This is a genomic window from Serratia sp. K1WW1 (genome assembly GCF_055790865.1).
Window position 1 is genome coordinate 1,407,276 of the sequence record NZ_CM147697.1, and the last position, 20,083, is coordinate 1,427,358.

Consider the following 20,083-nt stretch of genomic DNA (forward strand, 5'->3'; position numbering starts at 1 on the left):
AACCCATGACAAAAAGACAACTTCCGGCCGCGCCGGCGGGGCGCCCCTGTGCGGGTGTTTCCAGTGAGCCCATGCCGTCGGCACTTGAACGTTGGAACGGCGGGATCAAGGCATCGGCAGCCGACGATAACACCATTTCTATTTTTGATGTTATCGGCCAGGACTACTGGGGCGAAGGGGTGACAGCCAAGCGGATCGCCGGTGCTTTGCGGTCGATGAATGGCTCGGATGTCACGGTCAACATTAATTCCCCTGGTGGGGATATGTTTGAAGGTCTGGCCATCTATAACCTGCTGCGGGAGCACCCCGGCAAGGTCACCGTTAAAGTTCTGGGTATTGCCGCCAGTGCTGCATCGATCATCACCATGGGCGGCGATGAAATTCAGATAGGCCGCGGGGCTTTCCTGATGATCCATAACTGCTGGGTTGTATCAATGGGCAACCGTCACGACTTTGCCGCCCTTGCTGATTACCTGGAGCCCTTCGATACGGCGATGGCAGATATCTACGCCGCGCGCTCCGGGCTGGATATCAGCACAGTGCAGTCAATGATGGATGGCGAAACCTATATCGGCGGCAGCGATGCTGTTGAGAAGGGGCTTGCCGATAGTCTGCTTTCTGCTGATGCAGTAGCTGGTGATGACAATTCACCTGGTGCCGCACTGAGAAAACTTGATGCGGTGCTGGCGAAAGCCAACATCCCGCGCGCCGAACGCCGGAAATTAATTCAATCATTAAAAGGTGACACGCCGAGCGCTGTTACTGATCCCGATGGTACGCCGAGCGCTACCAAAGAAATCAACCCTGAAGCCTTAGCCAAACTGGATGCCGCATTAACTGGCATGGTTTCGGCGTGCCAATAACTGGAGAAATTATGTCTGATGTAAATGATATTCTGAAAAAGGTCACCGCCTCGATCGAGGAAGCGACAGGCAAGTTTAACGCCAAAGCGGAAGATGCGCTGAAGGAAGCGAAAAAGGCCGGGGAGCTTTCGGCTGAAACGAAAAATGCCGTGGACAAGATGGCGCTTGAGTTTAACGCGCTGACCGCAGCTGAAAAAACACTAAAGGCGGCCATGGGTGAGTTGGAGCAGCATGTTGCCAATATGCCACTGGCCAACGCCTTAAAGGTCACTGAAACGCTGGGTCAGGTGGTGATCAGTTCCGAGGCGCTCAAAACGTTCGCCGCGAGCATTGAAGGCGGCCGTCGGCTGAATATCCCAGTCAATGCCGCCTTGCTGTCTACTGACGTGGCAGAGGGCGTTGTTGAGCCTATGCGGCTACCAGGGATCGACGTGCCACCGAAACAGCGTCTTTTCATTCGTGACCTGATCGCCCCGGGCCGTACTACTTCCCCGGCCATTTTCTGGGTGCAGCAAACCGGCTTCACCAACGCAGCAAAAGTCGTGCCGGAAGGAACGCCGAAGCCATACAGCAATATTGAATTCGCAACCAAACTGACTCCGGTCACTACCATTGCGCACATGTTCAAGGCCTCCAAGCAGATCCTGGATGACTTTGCGCAGCTTCAATCGAACATTGATACTGAAATGCGCTTTGGCCTGAAGTACGTCGAAGAGCAGGAAATCCTGTTTGGTGACGGCACTGGCGTACACTTGCACGGCATTGTCCCTCAGGCGGAACCATTCAACCCAGCATTCCAGGTAGCGCAGCAGAACGGCATTGATGAACTGCGACTGGCTATGCTGCAGGCGCAGCTTGCCCGCTTCCCGGCATCCGGCCATGTTCTTCACTTCACCGACTGGGCAAAGATCGAGCTGACGAAAGACACCCTTGGCCGTTACATCCTGGGTAACCCGTCCGCGCTGGCCGGTCCTACGCTGTGGGGGCTGCCGATTGTCGAGACGGAGATCGCCGCGTTCCTGGGTAAATTCCTGACCGGTGCATTTAACGCGGCGGCGCAACTCTTCGATCGTGAAGATGCCAACGTTGTGATCTCCACTGAAAACACCGACGACTTTGAGAAAAACATGATCTCAATTCGTTGCGAAGAACGGCTGGCGCTGGCGGTTAAACGTCCTGAGGCTTTCATTTTCGGGACATTCACCCCGCCTGCAGTTGGTGGCTGATTTTCTGTTGCGGCCTTCGGGCCGCTTTTCAATTAAGGAGTCATCATGAAACTTATCGCTATCAAGCCGATTTACTTGAATGGATCCGTGGTTGCCGTCGATGCGCCGTTCGAAACAAACGAATCTCACGGCCGTGAGCTTATTTTGAAGGGTTACGCCTCGCTGGTGGCCGGGCAGCAATCCATGGAGCCAGTGCAGCAACAAGAAGTAGAACAGCCGGCGCCGGAAACCAGCTCGCGATCCCGCAGTAAATAGGTGACGCCATGATCGACAAAGAACTGGTTAAACAGCATTGCCGTATTGAACAGGATTTCACTGGCGATGACACGCTGATCCAAACCTACATCGGCGCGGCCACTCGTTATGTGGAAACCTGGACCCGGCGAAAGCTCTACAAAACCGCCGATGATGAAGGGTATGCAGATGATGAGGATTCATTGCTGCTGGGTGATGACGTCATTGCGGCGGTGCTGTTGCTTATTGGGCATTGGTATGAGAATCGCGAGGCCAGCTCCGTGGGGCAGGCGGTGTCTGAACTGCCTTTCGCTGTTGAGGCGCTGCTGCAGCCTTACCGGATCTACGGGCTATAAAAAGCACTAATTAATAATTTTATACTGATGTATCATGATGCCGATCGAGACCAAAGGAGATAGGTTATGAGATATTTTGCATTATGGACAGCGGTATTTATTATCTGTGCAGTTGCATTTGTCAGTCAAATTACTTTTTTTTTCGTCCCAAAGCTTACAATCAGTAACGATGAAGATGTCGCATTCATGGTGGTTAGAACGCCTAAGACTAATTTCATTGATAGCCCTAAAGGAATGTGTGAAAGGCAAGTTACAACGATTAATTATTTTGGGTTTTGTGAGCCGTTAGCTGCAGCGGATGTGATTGCTGATGGTCATATAATAACAAGGGTTCCATTCTCTTGGTTTTTTTATAGATTAACCTATGACAAAAAATAACCCGCTTCGGCGGGTTTTTTAGAGGTAAATGAATGTATGAGATCTGGGAGTTTGAAAGATAGGATCACCTTGTTTCGACCTCCAGATGATGATGCAACCAATGACATTGGGCAACCCTCTACTGAGTTTCAAAAAGTAAGAGAGGTTTGGGCGGATGTACGCATCGTGTCTGGGCGTGAAATGCTCAAAGCTGGAGTTGAGATATCACAGCAAATATTTACAATATTAATTCGCCCAACTCAAATTGCAAACACGTGGAGAATAAAGATAGAAACCGGTCCTTTAAAAGGGGCGGTAGTTAATATTGATTCAATTCAGCCAACCAGAAAAGATGTATTAATAACCGGGAGCAACCATGACAGATCCGGTGTGGATACAACTACAAGGATTTAAAGAGCTAGATGAACAACTAGAGCAACTTGAAGTAGTAATGCAAGGTAAAATATTGCGTAAAGTCCTCAGGGTTGCAATAGAACCAACTTTCATACAAATGCAACGGTTGTTCCATCAGAAATGGGAGAGTGAAACAGGGCAACTTGCAAACTCTTTTGGTATAAGAACATCAATTCCAAAAGTAAAAAATTTTGCTGATGTGTTTGCTAGTGCTGGAGTATTCAAAAACAAAAGAGCTCAAGCGGCATCGGGAAAACTGATTGACGCACCCGTGTATGCTTACTGGTTGGAGCATGGAGTTGAGCCTCATTCGATAGCTAAAAAAGCAAAAAGGGCAAGAAAAAAACGGCAGGATGAAGGGGGGCAGCATCCAGGAATCCCCGCAGGTCCTTTTATTCGCCCTGCATTTGATAATAATGTCAATAACATGCTTAATGCTCAATATACTTTATTGAATGATCTGATTAATAAGGCGCTTAGAAATGCACGCTGAATTCGTCTCTTTGCTTAGAGCAAATCTTAATTATCAAATCTATCCAGATTTCATCCCGGAAACTGCAAAATTACCTGCAGCTAGTTATCTGCTTGTCAGTCTGCCAAGGGATCGCGATCTGGAAGATGAGACATTATTGATTACGGAAAGCTGGCAAGTTCGAGTAAGCGGTATAGATAGAACATCGGTTAATTCTGCAATTATTCCAATTTTAGGATTGGATGGAACTAAAACAGAATATTATCAGCGGATCACGGTAGATGGCCCAGTAGATGAGCGGGCACAACCTGGCGTTTCCGTAGCGGCTGCAGTATTTGATATTTTCACAACTCGACGGAGAGTAAACTCATGAGTGGCAATAACGCAACCCTTGGCGCTGGCACGTTCTCATACTGGCGGGCACTTGGAGAAACAGAGTGGAAGCGAGTCAAAGGTCTAACATCTATCGGGCAAGTGGGGCAAGTCGCACCAACTGTCGATCAGACCGTCCTTGATGATCGCGCCGCTCGCTATATGGCAGGTTTGTATGAGGGTCCGGACAAAACTATTAATGGCGCTCTATATCCGAGTGATGTAGGCCAGAAGGAGTTTATCCAGGCTGCAATAGATGGTGAGATTATCGAGATGATCCACGTATGGCCAACAACCCCGAAGACCGTTGGCAAGTATGAAATGGCATTGCTTGGCTATCAAATTGATGAAACAACCAATGCTGATAAAATTGCCTTTGTAATTTCAGGGAAACAGAATGGTTTTGCGGATTGGGATCAGCCTGCGCCGGAAGAAAATCCAGAGCCAGAAACTGCAATGTAAACCATTTAAAGCAAATCGTAAGGAAAAATCATGGCAGTATTAACCAGCATTAAAAATTCAAACCCAATACTAAAAAGCAAAAAATTGTCAGTTCCTGAACTTGGCGAAGATGCTGAGATTATCATCAGAGAAATGACAGTTAAGGATCTTATTGCTTTTCAGGCCGCAGCATTTAATGATGAAGGCAAGCCAAAAACCAGCTTTCAACATTACATGATGTTGCTGCTGACATATTCAATGGTAGATGAAGATGGTAACCATATTTCAACTGAGGATGATGTTGAAGATCTTCTCGATGTTCTACCTGGTGATTTTGTAACTCGCCTTTATGATGTGGCCAGTGAGATAAATGGACTTAAAATCAAGGCGGTTGAGAAAGCAAAAAAATAATGACAGCCGACCTGGTGGGGCTGTTGCTCCGCCGGTTGGCTGTAGATCTCAAAAAACCATTTTTTGAAATAATGGCTTGGCCATCAAGTGAGTTGTCAATGTGGCGAGCGCATTATGAGCTTGAGTATGAGGCGGCAAATCCGCCGGCGATCGATCCGGAAAGCATAACGCCGCAAGAGTCAATTTTGCAGTTTAAATCAATTATAAGATAGGTGATCTCATGGCTGTATTGCGTTCTCTTGTAACCACACTAGGGCTGAATGCAGCTTCTTTTCGGGAGGGGTTAAGGCGTAGCCGTGAAGATATGGGGTCATTCGCCGACAAGGTGAAGGCGGGGGCGGCCGCTTCCGCCAAAGCGATCGCGGGAATTGCGGCAGTAACGGTCACTTTGGCTACAGGATTGGCGGGCATAGCCAGCGGCGCATTAATATCGCGCCTGAAAGAGACATATCAAAGCCTTGATGAAATTGGGGAGACAGGCAGGAATCTAGGGTTGTCGGCCAAGCAGTGGGATATATGGCGCCAGGCGGCTGAGTGGGCAGGATCTTCCGGTGAAAAAGTTGCAGATGTTATCAAAGATCTGAACGTTAAAATTACCGAGGCCGCAAAAACTGATGGCGGGGCGCTGAAGGATTTTTTCACACAGATTAATCAGAAGGCTGCAGACTGGGCAAAGTTAAGCCCAGACCAACAGATCGTTAAGTTTTCCGAGCAGATCAGTAAGATGCCAGATAATGAAGCATTATTCTGGTTGGATGAGATTAACGACAGCGCCGCAGAATTGAAAGATTCCCTGGTGTCTGGGCAATTCTTTAAGTTTTCCAAGGAAATTGACACCCTTGGTTTATCTTTAACAAGCGTGCAGTTTACACAAATTCACGAAGCGCGCATGGAGTTTTCAAAACTTGAATCCTTGATGGGAGGAACATGGAAACAGGTTCAAGTGGCCGCTGCGCCTGCTATATCAATCATTACCAGTGGCATTAATGACTGGATAATAAACGCCGCCAAGGCTCGCGGTGGATTCCAACAACTGGGTAAGGATATTGCATTATTCATAATAGAAGGCATCGAGAAAGCATCTGATGCGATTTATGATTTTGTAAACTTCACTAATTCAAGATTCAGAAAAGCAAGGTTAACTTCTGGATTTGGTGTTAGCAAAGAGGAAAGACAAACCTATTTAGATGGCGAGGACCGTCTAAATGAAGTCATACAGGCCCGCGTACAATTGCAAAATGAGTATAAAAAAGCGGGTAAGGAAACTTATGACGGTCAGCTTAATCAGATTGCCAGGCTTGTTTCCCTTGAAAAAGATTTAGAGGATCAAAGGGAAAAACAATTAAGGGAAGGCGGAGCTGACGAAACTTATAAAAAATGGAAGGAAGGACTTGCCGCTGCAAAGAAAGCCATTGAGGAACAAAGCGGGAAAGATGCAAATGTAACCCCTCCTGGTGCTTTAAGGAAATTTGGCAGCGAGGAAATTGGTGATCCAAAGAAAACAAATGCCGCCGTTGAAGCTTTTAAAAAGCTAAGAATAGAAATTGAATCAGCCAATGCAACCAGCCTGCAGAAAATTGATATGCAGGAGACAGAGGCAAGATTAAAGATCATCAAAGAGGGAGCAGCTGCTGGCGCTTCTCAGCAGGCTATTTTTGAAGTTGCAGCCGCTAGTAGCCGGCGTTTCGCAAAAGAGCGTCAGGACCTAGTTGATCAGTATTCACCCATTAGCAAGATAAAGCATCAGGAAGAAGAGGTCACTGAGCTTTTAAAGCAGATGCAATCACGTCGCTTGATTGATTTCCAGACATATCAAAGCGCGATCAGCAAGCAACAAATAGAAAGCTTTAGAGCTATTGCACAGGAAAAGGCGCAACAAACAGTAGCGCCAATTGAGCAAATTCGTGCAGATGTTGATCCTGTCGCTCAATATCAAAATGAGTACACTCAACGCCTCAGTATCCTGGAGTCCTACCAGGAGCAAGAAAGGACCATGCAGGATGAGGCCAGACAGAGTGGCAAAATTTCCGAGGAAGCCTATCAGCAGAGCCTATTGGAAATAACTGAACGATATGCGCGTTTGCGCTCTGATGCTGAAAAAAGCCGAATGACGCAGATCAGTGATTATCAAAATCAAGACACAATGAAGCAATTGGCAGCGCAGCAATCCCTGTTTGATGGAATGGCCGGGCTTGCTGAATCATATGCTGGCCGAAGTTCTGGCGCTTACCGGGCCCTATTCGCAGCCTCAAAAGGTTTCCAGATAGCCCAGACATTGCTGGCATCCAAGGCAGCGATCGCCATGGCCTGGGCGTCAGCTCCATTCCCGGCCAACATACCCGCTGTTGCGCTGGCTGTAGGGCAGACAGGAGTGTTAACGGCTGCCGCTCAAGCGGTAACGATGTCTGGCCAGGCGCATGATGGTATAGATTATGTTCCGCGCGAGGGGACGTGGTTACTGGATAGGGGGGAGCGCGTCGTTGATGCTAGAACCAACGCGGATTTGAAAAAATACTTATCAGCACCATCCCAATCTGGTAATGCTGGCAGCTCGTCAACGCCACAGCAAAATCAGTTTAGCTTTGATCAAACCTTCCAAGTTAATGGTAATCCTGATGATCGCACCATCCAAATGATGAAGGAAGAGACAAGAAAAGCCGCTCTGCAAGCCTTTAATATGGTTGCCAGTAGTTTGGCAACTGGTCAAGGAAAAGTGCATAAATCTCTTGTTGCGGGATATGCAACGAAAAGGAGGGTGGAATAATGACTGATATTTATTACCCACATGATTACCTGCCACTACCCCTTCAGAGTGGTTATGGGTTTAAACCTATCAGCCCATTATTGCGTACCGAAATTGTTTCTGGACGAGCGAGGCAGCGCAGGCGCTATACATCTACACCAACAAAAGCTAGCGTGAAATGGCTTTTTAAAAACGATTCACAATCACAATTATTTTCGGCTTGGTATAGAGAATCAATAGCAGATGGTGCTGCATGGTTTCTCATGAGACTTAAAACACCAATTGGTATTAAGTTTTATAAATGCCGCTTTGATGATATTTATGATGGCCCAAATATGATTGCCGGGAAATATTGGCAATACAGCGCCACCTTGGAATTATGGGAGCGCCCATTGCTTGAACCTGGATGGGTTGAGTTTCCTGAATTTATTATTGGTAGCAACATCATTGATCTGGCACTAAACCGTGAGTGGCCAAAAGCATGACTATCTTAAATCGGCTTTACGCCTCATCTGGTGATGAGGTAATTATTGAAACCTTGCAAATAGACATTAGTTCAGGAACATACTGGCTAACTCGTGGGTGGGACGACATTACTGCAACGCTTGAAGATGGTAGAGTAGCAACGTTTATTGCATCAGGAATTGAAATTGCACTGCCAGCGCGCAATTCTGATGGTACGCAGGATCTAAAATTTGCCATTGGTAATATTGATGGGATTGTATCTACGGCAATACGCAGCGCACTTGATAATAATGATATTGGTACACTTACGTATAGAAATTACGTATCAACAGATTTATCATCTCCTGCATCACCACCTTTTATTCTGACGATAAAAAATGGATCTTGGAACGCAACAGAGGTTCAGATCACCGCTGGCTACATGAATATCCTTGATACTGCGTGGCCGCGTCATCGCTACAATTTAGTAGAGCATCCAGGCCTGCGCTATATCTCATAAGGAGCTGATCATGTTCAATCCTGATAAATACCTTTCAGTCGCTTGGCTGAAAGGCGGTAGAACATATCCCGACCTTGACTGCTTCGGCATCGTCAACGAAATAAGGAGCGATCTTGGCATGGCTGAGTGGCCTGATTTTGCAGGGGTCACGAAAGATGGCGGTGGACTAGATAGGGAGGCAAGAAAGCTTATGCCATCACTCAGCCGTTGCGAGCCATGTGAGGGGGCGGGAGTGGCGTGCTATTCGGGGTCTGTGGTAACGCATGTCGGTGTTGTTGTCAGCATTGGCGGGCAGTTACATGTCGCAGAATGCAACCCGAAATCTAACGTAACATTTCTTCCGTTATCTCGTTTTGAGCGCCGCTTTGTGAAAGTGGAGTATTACTGGTGACTATTAGAATTTACCCATCAAGATTACCCGGCGAACCGCTTGAAGTGCACGAACACAAAGCCATGACATTGCACGAATGGCTTATGGCTAATGTTGATGATTATCATACAGATATGCGCCACCCTGTTGCGGCAGAAGTGAATGGGAAACCCATTAACCCATCAGAGTGGCCGTTATGCCATATCAGCGCAGAAAGCGATGTCCGGATTTACCCTGTGCCATATGCAATAAGCGCCGCCACTGCGATGTGGATATCGGTCGCAGTGGCGGTGGCCTCTGCTGCATACTCACTGTACATGATGTCTCAGATGAAAGGTGAAGGTGCGGCATCTGTTAGCAGTGGAGATACCCTTGATTTGTCGCCAGCAAAAGCCAATACGGCAAAACTTGGCGACCCGATCAGAGAAGTATTAGGCTTAAACCGTATCTATCCGGATTATCTTGTCCAGCCGGTAAGCAGATTTGATCCTGATGATCCGCAAATTTACCGAAGCTATCTTTTCCTCTCGGTGGGCAGTGACAACTTTTATATCAATCCTTCACTCATTAAGCTGGGAAACACAACAACAACGGCATTTGGTGATGATGTCAGTTTGACTATCTATCCGCCTGGAGCGGATGTCAGTGCGGATCGAAGGTCTGAAAACTGGTATGTGGCCACAGAGGTAGGAGGCACAACATCTGGCACGGCAGGCTTAGATCTGGCATCAACGGGGCCAGCATCAGTCAGCATCTCAGCTGATGCAATTGTTGTATCTGGAAGCAGTTTTACGGTATTGAGTTCTACAGATCCAGCAATCCCGGAGTCCTGGAAGTCAGGTTCGGTTATCAGCATCATTGCCCCGGACACATACGTAGTGGCCACTGCTGGTGGCGGAAATGTTATCTATGGTGATATGAAAGAGATTAACCCATCCGTGGGGTTGCCTGTCTCGCTTACCTGGAATAGCAGCCGCTTTGATCTCTTCATCTCAGCACATAATCCCGGCTCTCCAGCCGTTCCCGGAGTCGGAGGGAATGCAGCAAGCATAACGGCATCTGCTGCCCCGACAACGTATGATTTCAGCGTCGCGCCGGTATCGTTCACGCTAACGTGGGCCGGGATAAGTTACGTGATCTCACTGTCAGCAAACTACGTCACCATGACTGGGCTAACAGATGAGATAACTGATCAACTGGTAGGTTCCGGCCTGGTGGCCAACTCATCTGGAACGATCCTTGTTATCACGGAAAAAGAGAGCCCATTCAGTGGCAACTCGATCGCTTATAGCCTGTTGCCGTCCTCCCTGTTTGGTTCCGCTCCAGTTGTTATTGAGGGGGTTGCGTCAACAGGTGGATCGCCAGCCATCATTGAAAATATATCTCTCGCCTGGGGCGGTGCAACTGGTGCCGCTTTTGCTGGGATCCCGAGTGGCCAGCAGCGCATAGCCCTTGGCCTTAAGGGGTATAAATACCGCATTACAGAAAACGACGGCGTGACAGTGACGATTGAAAGGCTGATAGAGAATAACGATGGCACGGTAACCGTAGATGCTGGCTGGCCCGGCTTTACCGGGCGCACGCTTCTTGATGCCACTGTTACGGGGCTCAATGCCAATGATGATTGGATGGGCCCATTCTTATGTTGTCCACCGAATGAAAAGACAACAGAGATTGAAATCAATTTTCTCTACCCGCAAGGGCTATGCGATGTAGGCAGTAAAGACGGTGCGATCCATTGGCATGAAGTCGAAATTACGGTGCAGTACCGCGCGTCAGGAAGTACCGATTGGCAAAGCACCAAATTCAAACACGGCAATAATACGGTTAACGAGATCGGTTACACCGAAATTATCCCGTTACCGGGGCCAGCGGCGTATGAGGTGCGAATCAAACGTGATACACCGGTCTGGGGAGGTACAACGCGCGATTCTGTACAGTGGCAGTCCATGAGAGCGAAGCTGCCAGCTAGGCCCACGAGGTATGAAGGCATTACCACCATGGGGATCACAATACGGACGGGTAGCCGCCTTGCTGCTCAGTCAGATCGGCGCATAAACCTTGAAGGAGTTCGCCTCTATGATGGGCATCCCTCCCGGTCGATAAGTGGTGCTATTTTCCACGTTCTAAAATCTCTGGGGTTCAATGATAAGCAGATCGACTATGCCACGATCGGTATGCTCGAGAGCACCTACTGGACACCGCGCGGTGAGACCTTCGACTATTCAGCATCTAAATCTGGCATGTCTGCTCTGGATGTTTTGCAAAAGATCACTAATGCAGGGATGGGGTATTTTTTACTGAGCGATGGGCTGGCGTCTGCGGGCCGTGAAGGCATCAAAAATTGGACTGGCATCATCAGCCCGCAGGAGCAAACAGAGGAACTTCAGACCGGTTTCTCGGCGCACTCGCAGGACGACTTTGATGGCGTGGATGTCAAATATCTCAATGGTACAACCTGGGCAGAAGAGACGGTCCAATGCCGCACTGCCGATAATCCAACACCGTTAAAGGTCGAGGATTACACGCTGGACGGTGTTCTCGATCAGGATAGGGCATATCGAATCGGCATGCGCCGGCTGATGGGCTACAAATACCAGCGCCTCACTCATTCGACATCGACCGAACTTGACGCACTGTGCTATCAGTACATGGACCGGATCATCATGACCGACGATATACCAGGCAATGACACCATCAGTTGCCTGATTGTCGACATGACTTATAACACAGAGCAGATCACGCTGCAGGTTAGCGAGCCGCTGAACTGGTCATTCAGCAACCCTAGGGTGTTAATCCGTTACCAAGACGGACGTGCGTCAGGGTTACTGGTACCGACCCGGGTTGATGATTACACGTTGACGATCCCATATAGCACCGAAGTGGACCCGGGTTCCTGGATTATGGATGATGGGACTATCGAACCGCCGCGGCTCATCTTCTGCAGCTCTGAGCAGGTTGGCTATGATGCGCTGATCGCTGAGATAGAGCCAGGTGGCGATGGCACCTGCCAGGTAAACGCAATTCAATATACCCCACGTAAATACCAATATGACGACGCCGTTTATCCTGGCGATGTTCAGTAAATTACTAGCAAGATAACTGACCCGCTTCGGCGGGTTTTTTATTGCCCGGAGAAAACATGACAACTCATAACACCGGAAATCCAGTTGAACCCAAAGGATCTGCTGACCCAAGGGATTTGTATGATAACGCCCAGAATTTCGACAAGGCGGTAAACGGGCTAGAGAAAACATGGGTTGATAGAGTCGGGGTCACTCGCCTTACGGAAACAGGCCGGGGCATTGTCTTTGATGAGCATCTGCAACAGTTTCGAGTTGAAATTGATTATGCGATAAAGCACGTTGCCGCGCTTGGCCCCATGTATAAGGATATTGAACAAGCCCAAAAGGATGTTGATGATGGGGTTGTGGTTGATGGCGCTACAGTATTCATAAGAACTGCCATTGATGACTTTGTTATATTGGCTGATGAATATATCAACACTGCTGGTGTGTTAACACCAACAGGAAGAACATCACCAGGCGGTGATGCTGTTAGCGCTCTCTCTGATAAATTATTTTTAAATCACAGTGACGACAATTTTGTATATAAATTTACCGATAAGAACGGTGCAATTGCTCTGGCACTCATGACAAATGGTAAGTTATATGCAGTTGGCCTGGATGAGAAAATATTAAAAACCGCACAAACATTATTGCTGGATGATTTAAAAAACAATGCAGTCTCAAGCTTTATCGATACCAATAAAAATAGCTTCATGTCTGTCACCAAAGATGGGAAGGTATGGGTTAGGGGTTTATCAACTTCATTGCAAGATAGCTATGCATTTGCTCAACAGGGTAAGATAAGAGAGACTGTCTCACAGGTAAACCAATGGCTTAATGATGGATTTTCAGAAGATAATAGAAAAACATTCTGGGCCCTTGATAAAGATGGGCAACTAGTCACCCAAACGCTCAACATCCATAGAACAACAAAAAGTACTGGTCGGCCTGTGAATGGATGGCCGCAGGGTAAGTCATGCGTAAATTCAAAAGGAAGGATTTACCAGGGGTATAACACGGCAAGTGGCCACGGCGTTTCTGATGCCCTTTCTGCCATTAAATATTCAGACGATATTGGTAAAACATGGTCAACCCAAAAAATAATTGTTTCCGGGAAGGTTAACCCTAGAGGGACTGACTATTTTGCCTTGGGGGTTGATGGTGACAATGCTTTGTGGTCGATTGTCCGTAATCGCGGAGCAACTAATGCGGTAGGTGCAACCTATCATGAGCTTTATAAATCCACAGATGATGGGTCAACATGGGCGCTGATCGGCGTGCTGTCTTCTGTGACGCAGACCATAGGCTCAACAACCTATGTGCCTGAGCTATTTCACGATTTCGCTTGTGTAAATGGCAAAATGTACACCGGTTACCATTTTGCCAATTCATCCCGCGTCGGGATTATGAGCTTTGATGTTGCCAGCCCAATGAGTACCATTCAAACCGTGGATGTGATACCTCATGAGAGCCCATCGTTTCCTGTCAACGTGACAACACTGTGCGAAATGACGCTTGGTGTGGATGCCGTCAAAGATGCTGGGACTACCATCTGGTTATACGGTGGACTAAGAACGCAATCAGCAAGCGCATCATACAAAGCGAAATATTTCTTTATTAAATCGGACCTTACCGGTTTTACCATGTTTGATGCTCCGGAATCAGTTCAATATTCGCCAATGCCAATCAAGCGTATTGGTAGCTCTTTCTTTGGGTTAACCATAGAAAGATATAATACCGGAGTAATGAACCTATGGAGTTGCTCGGCATATGATTTTTATACGGGTAACACATCTGGTTTTTCAAAAATGAAAATAGGTCAGGTGGTCAGGACACCGTTCTCGACATCAGGCGCCACAAACTTAGGCGTGCAATCAATGGAGGTTGTTGGGGAGAGTATATATCTATCATGGGCGCAAGCATTCGAAAACTATGATACAGATATTTATTCCGCCAACTTCCGCCCTTATCGTTCTGAATCATTTATAAATTATGAGCAACTTGAGGGCATGTAAGTGACAAAATCATTAGTATTAAGATCACCCGTATCTCTAAACTCAGATGTAACTCCGCTCCCTTTAAGTGATGCTATATTCTTTGAATCTTCATCAGCTATAAAAGGGGCCAGCGACTCACTCGTAAAGGTTCCAGATTACGTTAACTCGTTAACTTATGCATCACCAGATGTTATTCATAATCCGGAAATTCTCACCGACGACAATAACGATAATATCTTCTTGAGATTTACAGGATCAAGTGGATTGAAAGTAGATTCGTTTTCGTCTATGTCCGGTGTTGATGGTGCTACTATATATTTGGTTGGGCGTTTTTACGCGGCCACTTTTTACGATATTTATTTCAGATGGGGCGCTGTTGATTCATCAATATCAGAAAACAAAGGCATATTTCTTCGCAGGGGTGGGACTGACAATCAATTGCAATTCACATTCGATCCGGGTCCGTCAGCTAATGTGGGTACGGTAACAATGGATAAGCCAAATAATAATTTAGCCGTTATTGCGTGCGGTTACTCTATCTCTAAGAGAGAAATTTTCGTAAGGTTTAATAACAGCCAAGTTAAAGCAAGCATTCCAGCAGCGGCTACGCCTATAGTTGCAAATGGTGGATTTGCTTGGGGTTATAACAACTTCACAGATACAGCCCATGCTGAGATGGATCTGTATAGAGCCAGGGTGTTTAACCAGTATCACTCGGAGGTACAGCGCCAAGCCTTCATCGAGCTGCTGGCCGCCGATGTTGGTGTGACATTGTGATCCACGCGCCCCATTACTAGCTTTCAAAAAAGGCGGCTTGTTGTATCCAAAGCCGCCTGCACTAGTATGAGTTTCGATTTATTTAGCGATCACGAATGCTTCCCATTTTTTCCAGCCATACCCCACTGGTTTTCTCGGCCAGCCCGCCCAGCTTCAAAAACTCATCAACTGTCATTTTTTTCAGGTCCGTATAATGGATCACCACGTATCCGGAACGCTTGGCTATCTCCAGGCATTCGGACGGATGCAGCAACACCTTGCCGGGTGAAACATGCTCAACCTTCACGACGTGATCGCCTTCCAGCGTGGTGAGTATCTGGTATTGCGCTGGTGGAGTACCCTTGCGGAGTTTGGCCTCCATCCGGTTGAAGGCGCCAATATAATCGATCTTCCACTGCAGAGCCTTTTTGCCGGTGAATCCCATCACGATCAGCACGAAAGCATCGCGGGTCAGTTCAAACATCATGGTAGGGATCCCGGCGCCGCCGTTTGGGTTTTCGCGCTGATAGGACGTCTCGTTAAAATTGACGAGACGATACTCCGGTTCGCATTCGGTGATCACGGCACGGATCTTTTTCAAAATGTTGTCGTGAGTTTTTTTGAAAAAATTGGCGACAGCCAGGGAGGTGGTGACGGCTTTTCCGTCATGGATAAAAATTTCAGGGGATGCAGCAAGAATTGATAGTGTCATGGGAGGGGCGTCCTTGTAGATTCGTTCAGTACCCCATGTTCAGTGGGGCGGTCGGGTGCTTGAACACCGCTACAAGACGGCCTGCAGTTTTTCCCTTGCGGGTTTTTTATGACCGCCCGCCACCCGGACAAATTTTTTTCTATTTATGATGACCAATCATCATAAACAAGAAAGCCGCTAAAAAAATCCGCGGCTCCTTTACGTACCCTTTGTGGTCCATTCACTGTCTGGTCAGTGTCCGGTTTGTATCTCTAAGTGACTGTTTTTGCACTTGCTGTCCATGCACAGTCCTATCAAAAGTGGTGGAGCTGGGGGGATTTGAACCCCCGTCCGAAATTACTACACCGTCGGCACTACATGCTTAGTCCAATCTTTACATTCGCCGGTCAGCTGCGGATGGACACGCCACTAACAAACTAGCCTGATTAGATTTAGCACTTTAGCCCCAGGCAGGACTTCCATGCGATCTCTTTTGGGTTTGACCTCTCTTGATCCCCGTCTTAAGAGCGGAAGCTAGGGAGAGAGGGCTCTAAGCAGGGTATTAAGCTGCTAGTGCGTAGTTTTCGTCGTTTGCGACTATTTTTTTGCGGCTTTTTACGAGGCAAACCGCCCCTCGGCATGCTCCTAGGGCTTCGCAAATCCCGTCGAATCCAGAATCAGCCCCAAGTACTTTGTGCAGTATAACAGAAGATTACCCTGTTAAGCCAGCGGCTTAACGATTGGCATGCTTCATGATACGGGCTTTCGCCGTCTGCCACTCACGATCTTTGATGTCATCGCGCTTATCGTGTTCTTTCTTACCTTTGGCTACGCCGATCTTCACCTTGCTCCAGGCATTTTTCCAATACATGGAGAGGGCGACGACGGTATAACCATCGCGGGTAACGCGGCCGATCAGTGAGTCTAGCTCACGTTTTTTCAGCAGTAGTTTACGGGAACGTGTTGGATCGCATACCACATGAGTTGAAGCGACGTTCAGCGGCGAAATGGTGGCGCCAAACAGATAGGCTTCACCGTCGCGGAACATCACATAACTGTCGCTGATGTTAGCTTTGCCAGCACGCAGTGATTTTACTTCCCAACCTTGCAGGGCCAAACCCGCCTCGATCTCCTCTTCGATGGAGTATTCGAAACGTGCTCGCTTGTTTTGTGCAATGGTCGCGGAACCGGGTTTGTATGCTTTTTTCTTTGTCATAGTGCGCTCATTATACTGGATGGCGCAGCGAAAGAAATCCTTTCCCACTCAGCACCTGCGCAATTTCTCGCATTTTGGATCCGTGCCGCGCGTAGCAGATTTTTTGTTTGGCGCCAGATAAATGGTATTATCTGTACGTTTTTTGCCTCTCAGGAAATGATATGCCCCAGATCAGTCGATCTGCATTAGTGCCATTCAGCGCTGAGCAGATGTATCAGTTGGTTAACGATGTTCATTCTTACCCCGATTTTCTGCCAGGATGCACCGGCAGCCGGGTGATTGCCGCTTCCCCTAATGAAATGACCGCCGCGGTAGAGGTGGCAAAAGCCGGCATCAGCAAAACCTTTACCACGCGCAATACGCTGCTGGATAACCAAAGCATCAATATGCAACTGGTCGATGGCCCGTTCCGCAAGCTGATGGGCGGCTGGCAGTTCACCGCGTTAAGCCCCGAGGCGTGCAAGGTAGAGCTGCACCTGGATTTTGAGTTCACCAACAAACTGATCGAGCTGGCCTTCGGTAAAGTGTTTAAAGAACTGGCCGGTAGCATGGTGCAAGCGTTCACTCAGCGCGCCAAAGAGGTCTACAGTGTCTGAGATACGCGTTGAGGTGGTCTATGCGTTGCCAGAACGCCAGTATGTGCGCCAGGTTAAGTTGGCCGCAGGCAGCAGCGTTGAGCAGGCCATCCTGGCTTCTGGGCTGTTAGAGCTACGTAGCGATATCGATTTGGCCAGCAACAAGGTGGGTATTTACAGCCGACCGGCCAAGCTGAGCGATGTGCTCAATGATGGCGACAGGGTAGAGATTTACCGGCCATTGATTGCCGATCCGAAAGAACTGCGCCGTCAGCGGGCGGAAAAGGCAAAAAAATAAGGCGCTGAATGCGCCTTATCTTCATCAGAACGTTGTCTTCCGAGTTGCAGCCTGCGACTGTCATGAAGGATCTCACTCTTCCCCCACGGGCCGGATGACAGCTCCGGCTCGGCTTACTCGGTCAGTGCCGGTTTATTCTGCAGATCCGTCAACACGCCTGCGCTGTCGAACGTCAACGTCAGCGTTTGCTGCGTGATCTTCTCATGGCCAGGCTCTTGGCGGAACACGTAGAACCACGTCTGGGTACCAAACGGATCCTGCATCATTGGCGTGCCCAATGTGTAAGCAACCTGTTGTTGCGTCATTCCCTTGTGGATTTTTGCCACGTCGGTTGGTGTCAGGTAGTTACCCTGGTTGATATCAGGCCGGTAAACCACCTTCTCAAAAGTAGAACAGCCTGCGGTCAGCATCACAAGAACCACAGCGGCAGCTGTCAGCATTTTACAGCGCATAATAATCACATTCCTTTAGGGCATAGGATGCCGATGATAATAGACCTTGCAGCAGTTGGGAACCTTTACAGGGCCTCATTATGACCTCAGGAAAGTAAAAAAGTTATGCGGCCAGCAATTCTTTTGCGTTTGCCAGCGTATTTTTAGTGACTTCACTGCCGCCGAGCAGGCGCGCCAACTCTTGCAGACGGGCGCGTTTATCCAAAGGTGACATCTGGGTTTCGGTTACCGTGCCGTCGGTTTGCTTGCTGACAAATAAATGCTGATGACCGCAACCGGCGACCTGCGGCAGGTGGGTCACGCACATAACCTGGGTTGATTCACCCAACTGACGCAGCAGGCGGCCAACAATGGCGGCCGTTGGGCCACTGATGCCTACGTCTACCTCATCGAAGATCAGCGCCGGAGTTTCCATTTTACGGGCGGTAATGACCTGGATGGCTAACGCGATGCGGGAAAGCTCACCGCCGGAGGCCACTTTTGCCAACGGCTGCAGCGGTTGCCCCGGGTTGGTGGAGACGCAGAACTCAACGCGGCTGGCCCCCTCGCTGCTCAGGTATTCCGGTTCAAAGCGGACGTCGATATTAAATTTGCCGTGCGGCATCGAGAGCGCATTCATGCTCTCGGTGATCAGAGTCGTTAACTCGGCCGCATAGTGCTGCCGCTTCTGGTGCAACTGCTCAGCCAGTGCCAGCGCCTGTTGATGATGCAGGTTGACCGCTTCGCTCAGGTGTTGCTGATCGCTGGCCTGTTGGGAAAGCAGCTGTTGCTCATCCAGCAGTTGTTGATGCAGGCCGGGTAATTCTTCCGGTGAAACATGGTGCTTACGTGCCAGGCTGATTTGGCGCGACAGGCGCTGTTCCAGCTCATGCAGGCGGTTGGGATCGAGATCCATGCGGTCTGCGTAATGGCGCAGTTCATCGCTGGCTTCGCTGATTTGGATCGAGGCTTCTTCCAGCATATCCAGCAGGCCGCTTAGCTTCTCATCCATGCCGATCAGGTCCAGCAGCAGGTGCTTGGTGGTGTAGAGCTGGCTGAGCATGTTGTGTTGCTCGTCATCGGCTAGCAGTTGCAGGGCCTGCTGGCTGAGGGTCAGCAACTGGCCGCTGTTGGCCAGGCGCTTGTATTCGCTGTCGATCTGCTCAAATTCACCGGCCTGTGGGGCGAATTCGTTCAGCTCTTTCAACTGGTATTGCAGCAGTTGCTTGCGGGCATCGCGCTCGAGAGATTGTTGCTGATGGTGCGCCAGTTCGCGGCAGCTTTGATGCCATTGGTGGTAAGCCTGGTGCATGGCGGCCTGCAAGGCCGGCTCGCCGGCATAGGCATCCAGCAACTGTTTTTGGTGTTCGGGTTTTAGCAGCAGCTGGTGAGCATGCTGGCCGTGGATCTGGATCAGGCGCTGGCCAAGCTCCCGTAATTGGGAAAGGGGAACGGCGGTGCCGTTGATAAAACCACGGGAGCGGCCATCTGTTCCGATCACGCGGCGTAGCAGGCACTCGTTGCTGTCATCCAGCTGGTTTTGTTCCAGCCATTCGCGGGCGGATGGGGTATATGCCAGTGAGAAGCGGGCACAGATATCGGCACGGGAGGCCCCCAGACGTACCACGTTGCCGTCGGCGCGATTGCCGAGGCACAGGCCTAACGCATCAATAGCAATCGACTTACCGGCACCGGTCTCACCGGTGATTGCCGTCATACCCGCTTGAAAGTCGATCTCCAACTCACGAACGATAGCAAAATTGCTGATGGTTAATTGCGCCAACATAGGGACCTTCCTGTGTATAAACACATAACTGTGATTTCATAC

At 48.8% G+C, this 20,083-nt stretch carries 24 protein-coding genes and 1 other RNA gene; 20 read left to right on the forward strand and 5 right to left on the reverse strand.

What is annotated here, in order from left to right; all coding sequences use genetic code 11:
• Positions 1 to 5: 5 nt before the first annotated feature.
• The 18 genes from ACX9GU_RS06415 to ACX9GU_RS06500 all read left to right on the forward strand — a co-directional run bounded on the left by ACX9GU_RS06415 (position 6) and on the right by ACX9GU_RS06500 (position 15,065).
• Entirely contained in the window at positions 6 to 863 is an 858-nt protein-coding gene (locus ACX9GU_RS06415; protein WP_473194210.1) for a head maturation protease, ClpP-related, read from the forward strand.
• 11 nt (positions 864 to 874) lie between these two features.
• Positions 875 to 2,089, forward strand: a complete 1,215-nt coding sequence (locus tag ACX9GU_RS06420; RefSeq protein ID WP_473194211.1) for a phage major capsid protein — start codon at positions 875 to 877, stop codon at positions 2,087 to 2,089.
• 45 nt (positions 2,090 to 2,134) lie between these two features.
• Positions 2,135 to 2,344, forward strand: coding sequence for a DUF7210 family protein (locus ACX9GU_RS06425; RefSeq protein WP_473194212.1), 210 nt, complete (start codon positions 2,135 to 2,137; stop codon positions 2,342 to 2,344).
• A gap of 8 nt (positions 2,345 to 2,352) precedes the next feature.
• On the forward strand, positions 2,353 to 2,679 hold the full coding sequence (locus ACX9GU_RS06430; protein WP_473194213.1) for a head-tail connector protein: 327 nt from the start codon (positions 2,353 to 2,355) through the stop codon (positions 2,677 to 2,679).
• A gap of 66 nt (positions 2,680 to 2,745) precedes the next feature.
• The gene (locus tag ACX9GU_RS06435) at positions 2,746 to 3,057 is read left to right on the forward strand and encodes a DNA-directed RNA polymerase subunit beta (protein ID WP_473194214.1); all 312 of its coding nucleotides are present in this window, start codon (positions 2,746 to 2,748) and stop codon (positions 3,055 to 3,057) included.
• A 51-nt stretch (positions 3,058 to 3,108) separates the two neighbouring features.
• A complete protein-coding gene (locus ACX9GU_RS06440) occupies positions 3,109 to 3,450 on the forward strand; it encodes a phage head closure protein (protein WP_473194215.1) in 342 nt (113 codons plus the stop codon).
• Complete coding sequence (locus tag ACX9GU_RS06445) at positions 3,413 to 3,943, forward strand: hypothetical protein (RefSeq protein ID WP_473194216.1); 531 nt, start codon at positions 3,413 to 3,415, stop codon at positions 3,941 to 3,943. Before ACX9GU_RS06440 ends, ACX9GU_RS06445 begins: the two co-directional genes overlap by 38 nt.
• On the forward strand, positions 3,933 to 4,295 hold the full coding sequence (locus ACX9GU_RS06450) for a hypothetical protein (protein WP_473194217.1): 363 nt from the start codon (positions 3,933 to 3,935) through the stop codon (positions 4,293 to 4,295). The genes ACX9GU_RS06445 and ACX9GU_RS06450 overlap by 11 nt, the downstream gene beginning before the upstream one ends.
• The gene (locus tag ACX9GU_RS06455) at positions 4,292 to 4,756 is read left to right on the forward strand and encodes a hypothetical protein (RefSeq protein WP_473194218.1); all 465 of its coding nucleotides are present in this window, start codon (positions 4,292 to 4,294) and stop codon (positions 4,754 to 4,756) included. The genes ACX9GU_RS06450 and ACX9GU_RS06455 overlap by 4 nt, the downstream gene beginning before the upstream one ends.
• Positions 4,757 to 4,786: 30 nt before the next feature.
• Positions 4,787 to 5,146 carry a hypothetical protein gene (locus ACX9GU_RS06460; protein WP_473194219.1) on the forward strand — a complete coding sequence of 120 codons (360 nt, stop codon included), beginning with the start codon at positions 4,787 to 4,789 and terminating at the stop codon, positions 5,144 to 5,146.
• Positions 5,146 to 5,358 (forward strand): hypothetical protein, encoded by a 213-nt coding sequence (locus ACX9GU_RS06465; RefSeq protein WP_473194220.1) that lies wholly within the window; start codon positions 5,146 to 5,148, stop codon positions 5,356 to 5,358. The genes ACX9GU_RS06460 and ACX9GU_RS06465 overlap by 1 nt, the downstream gene beginning before the upstream one ends.
• 8 nt (positions 5,359 to 5,366) lie before the next feature.
• Entirely contained in the window at positions 5,367 to 7,910 is a 2,544-nt protein-coding gene (locus ACX9GU_RS06470) for a hypothetical protein (protein WP_473194221.1), read from the forward strand.
• Complete coding sequence (locus ACX9GU_RS06475) at positions 7,910 to 8,374, forward strand: hypothetical protein (RefSeq protein WP_473194222.1); 465 nt, start codon at positions 7,910 to 7,912, stop codon at positions 8,372 to 8,374. The genes ACX9GU_RS06470 and ACX9GU_RS06475 overlap by 1 nt, the downstream gene beginning before the upstream one ends.
• Positions 8,371 to 8,853, forward strand: coding sequence for a DUF1833 family protein (locus ACX9GU_RS06480; protein WP_473194223.1), 483 nt, complete (start codon positions 8,371 to 8,373; stop codon positions 8,851 to 8,853). The genes ACX9GU_RS06475 and ACX9GU_RS06480 overlap by 4 nt, the downstream gene beginning before the upstream one ends.
• Before the next feature lie 10 nt (positions 8,854 to 8,863).
• Positions 8,864 to 9,244 (forward strand): nitrite transporter, encoded by a 381-nt coding sequence (locus ACX9GU_RS06485; protein ID WP_473194224.1) that lies wholly within the window; start codon positions 8,864 to 8,866, stop codon positions 9,242 to 9,244.
• Positions 9,241 to 12,309, forward strand: a complete 3,069-nt coding sequence (locus ACX9GU_RS06490; RefSeq protein ID WP_473194225.1) for a host specificity factor TipJ family phage tail protein — start codon at positions 9,241 to 9,243, stop codon at positions 12,307 to 12,309. The genes ACX9GU_RS06485 and ACX9GU_RS06490 overlap by 4 nt, the downstream gene beginning before the upstream one ends.
• A 56-nt stretch (positions 12,310 to 12,365) precedes the next feature.
• Complete coding sequence (locus ACX9GU_RS06495) at positions 12,366 to 14,306, forward strand: sialidase family protein (RefSeq protein WP_473194226.1); 1,941 nt, start codon at positions 12,366 to 12,368, stop codon at positions 14,304 to 14,306.
• On the forward strand, positions 14,307 to 15,065 hold the full coding sequence (locus tag ACX9GU_RS06500) for a hypothetical protein (RefSeq protein ID WP_473194227.1): 759 nt from the start codon (positions 14,307 to 14,309) through the stop codon (positions 15,063 to 15,065).
• An 82-nt stretch (positions 15,066 to 15,147) separates the two neighbouring features.
• Here ACX9GU_RS06500 and ACX9GU_RS06505 read toward each other — a convergent pair whose 3' ends face one another.
• The 3 genes from ACX9GU_RS06505 to smpB all read right to left on the reverse strand — a co-directional run bounded on the left by ACX9GU_RS06505 (position 15,148) and on the right by smpB (position 16,951).
• Entirely contained in the window at positions 15,148 to 15,756 is a 609-nt protein-coding gene (locus ACX9GU_RS06505; protein ID WP_473194228.1) for a Rha family transcriptional regulator, read from the reverse strand.
• A 300-nt stretch (positions 15,757 to 16,056) separates the two neighbouring features.
• Positions 16,057 to 16,420, reverse strand: a transfer-messenger RNA (tmRNA) gene (ssrA, locus tag ACX9GU_RS06510).
• 48 nt (positions 16,421 to 16,468) lie between these two features.
• Positions 16,469 to 16,951 (reverse strand): SsrA-binding protein SmpB, encoded by a 483-nt coding sequence (gene smpB / locus ACX9GU_RS06515; RefSeq protein WP_021178921.1) that lies wholly within the window; start codon positions 16,949 to 16,951, stop codon positions 16,469 to 16,471.
• Between the two features lie 161 nt (positions 16,952 to 17,112).
• Between smpB and ACX9GU_RS06520 the strand changes: the two genes are divergently transcribed.
• Positions 17,113 to 17,547 carry a type II toxin-antitoxin system RatA family toxin gene (locus ACX9GU_RS06520; RefSeq protein WP_021178920.1) on the forward strand — a complete coding sequence of 145 codons (435 nt, stop codon included), beginning with the start codon at positions 17,113 to 17,115 and terminating at the stop codon, positions 17,545 to 17,547.
• Entirely contained in the window at positions 17,540 to 17,824 is a 285-nt protein-coding gene (locus ACX9GU_RS06525; protein ID WP_059201560.1) for an RnfH family protein, read from the forward strand. The genes ACX9GU_RS06520 and ACX9GU_RS06525 overlap by 8 nt, the downstream gene beginning before the upstream one ends.
• Before the next feature lie 113 nt (positions 17,825 to 17,937).
• On the opposite strand, the gene bamE is transcribed toward ACX9GU_RS06525, so the two are convergent.
• Positions 17,938 to 18,276 (reverse strand): outer membrane protein assembly factor BamE, encoded by a 339-nt coding sequence (gene bamE / locus ACX9GU_RS06530; protein ID WP_021178918.1) that lies wholly within the window; start codon positions 18,274 to 18,276, stop codon positions 17,938 to 17,940.
• A gap of 103 nt (positions 18,277 to 18,379) precedes the next feature.
• Positions 18,380 to 20,041: a DNA repair protein RecN gene (recN, locus tag ACX9GU_RS06535; RefSeq protein ID WP_473194229.1), complete on the reverse strand. Its 1,662-nt coding sequence runs from the start codon at positions 20,039 to 20,041 to the stop codon at positions 18,380 to 18,382.
• Positions 20,042 to 20,083: the final 42 nt, after the last annotated feature.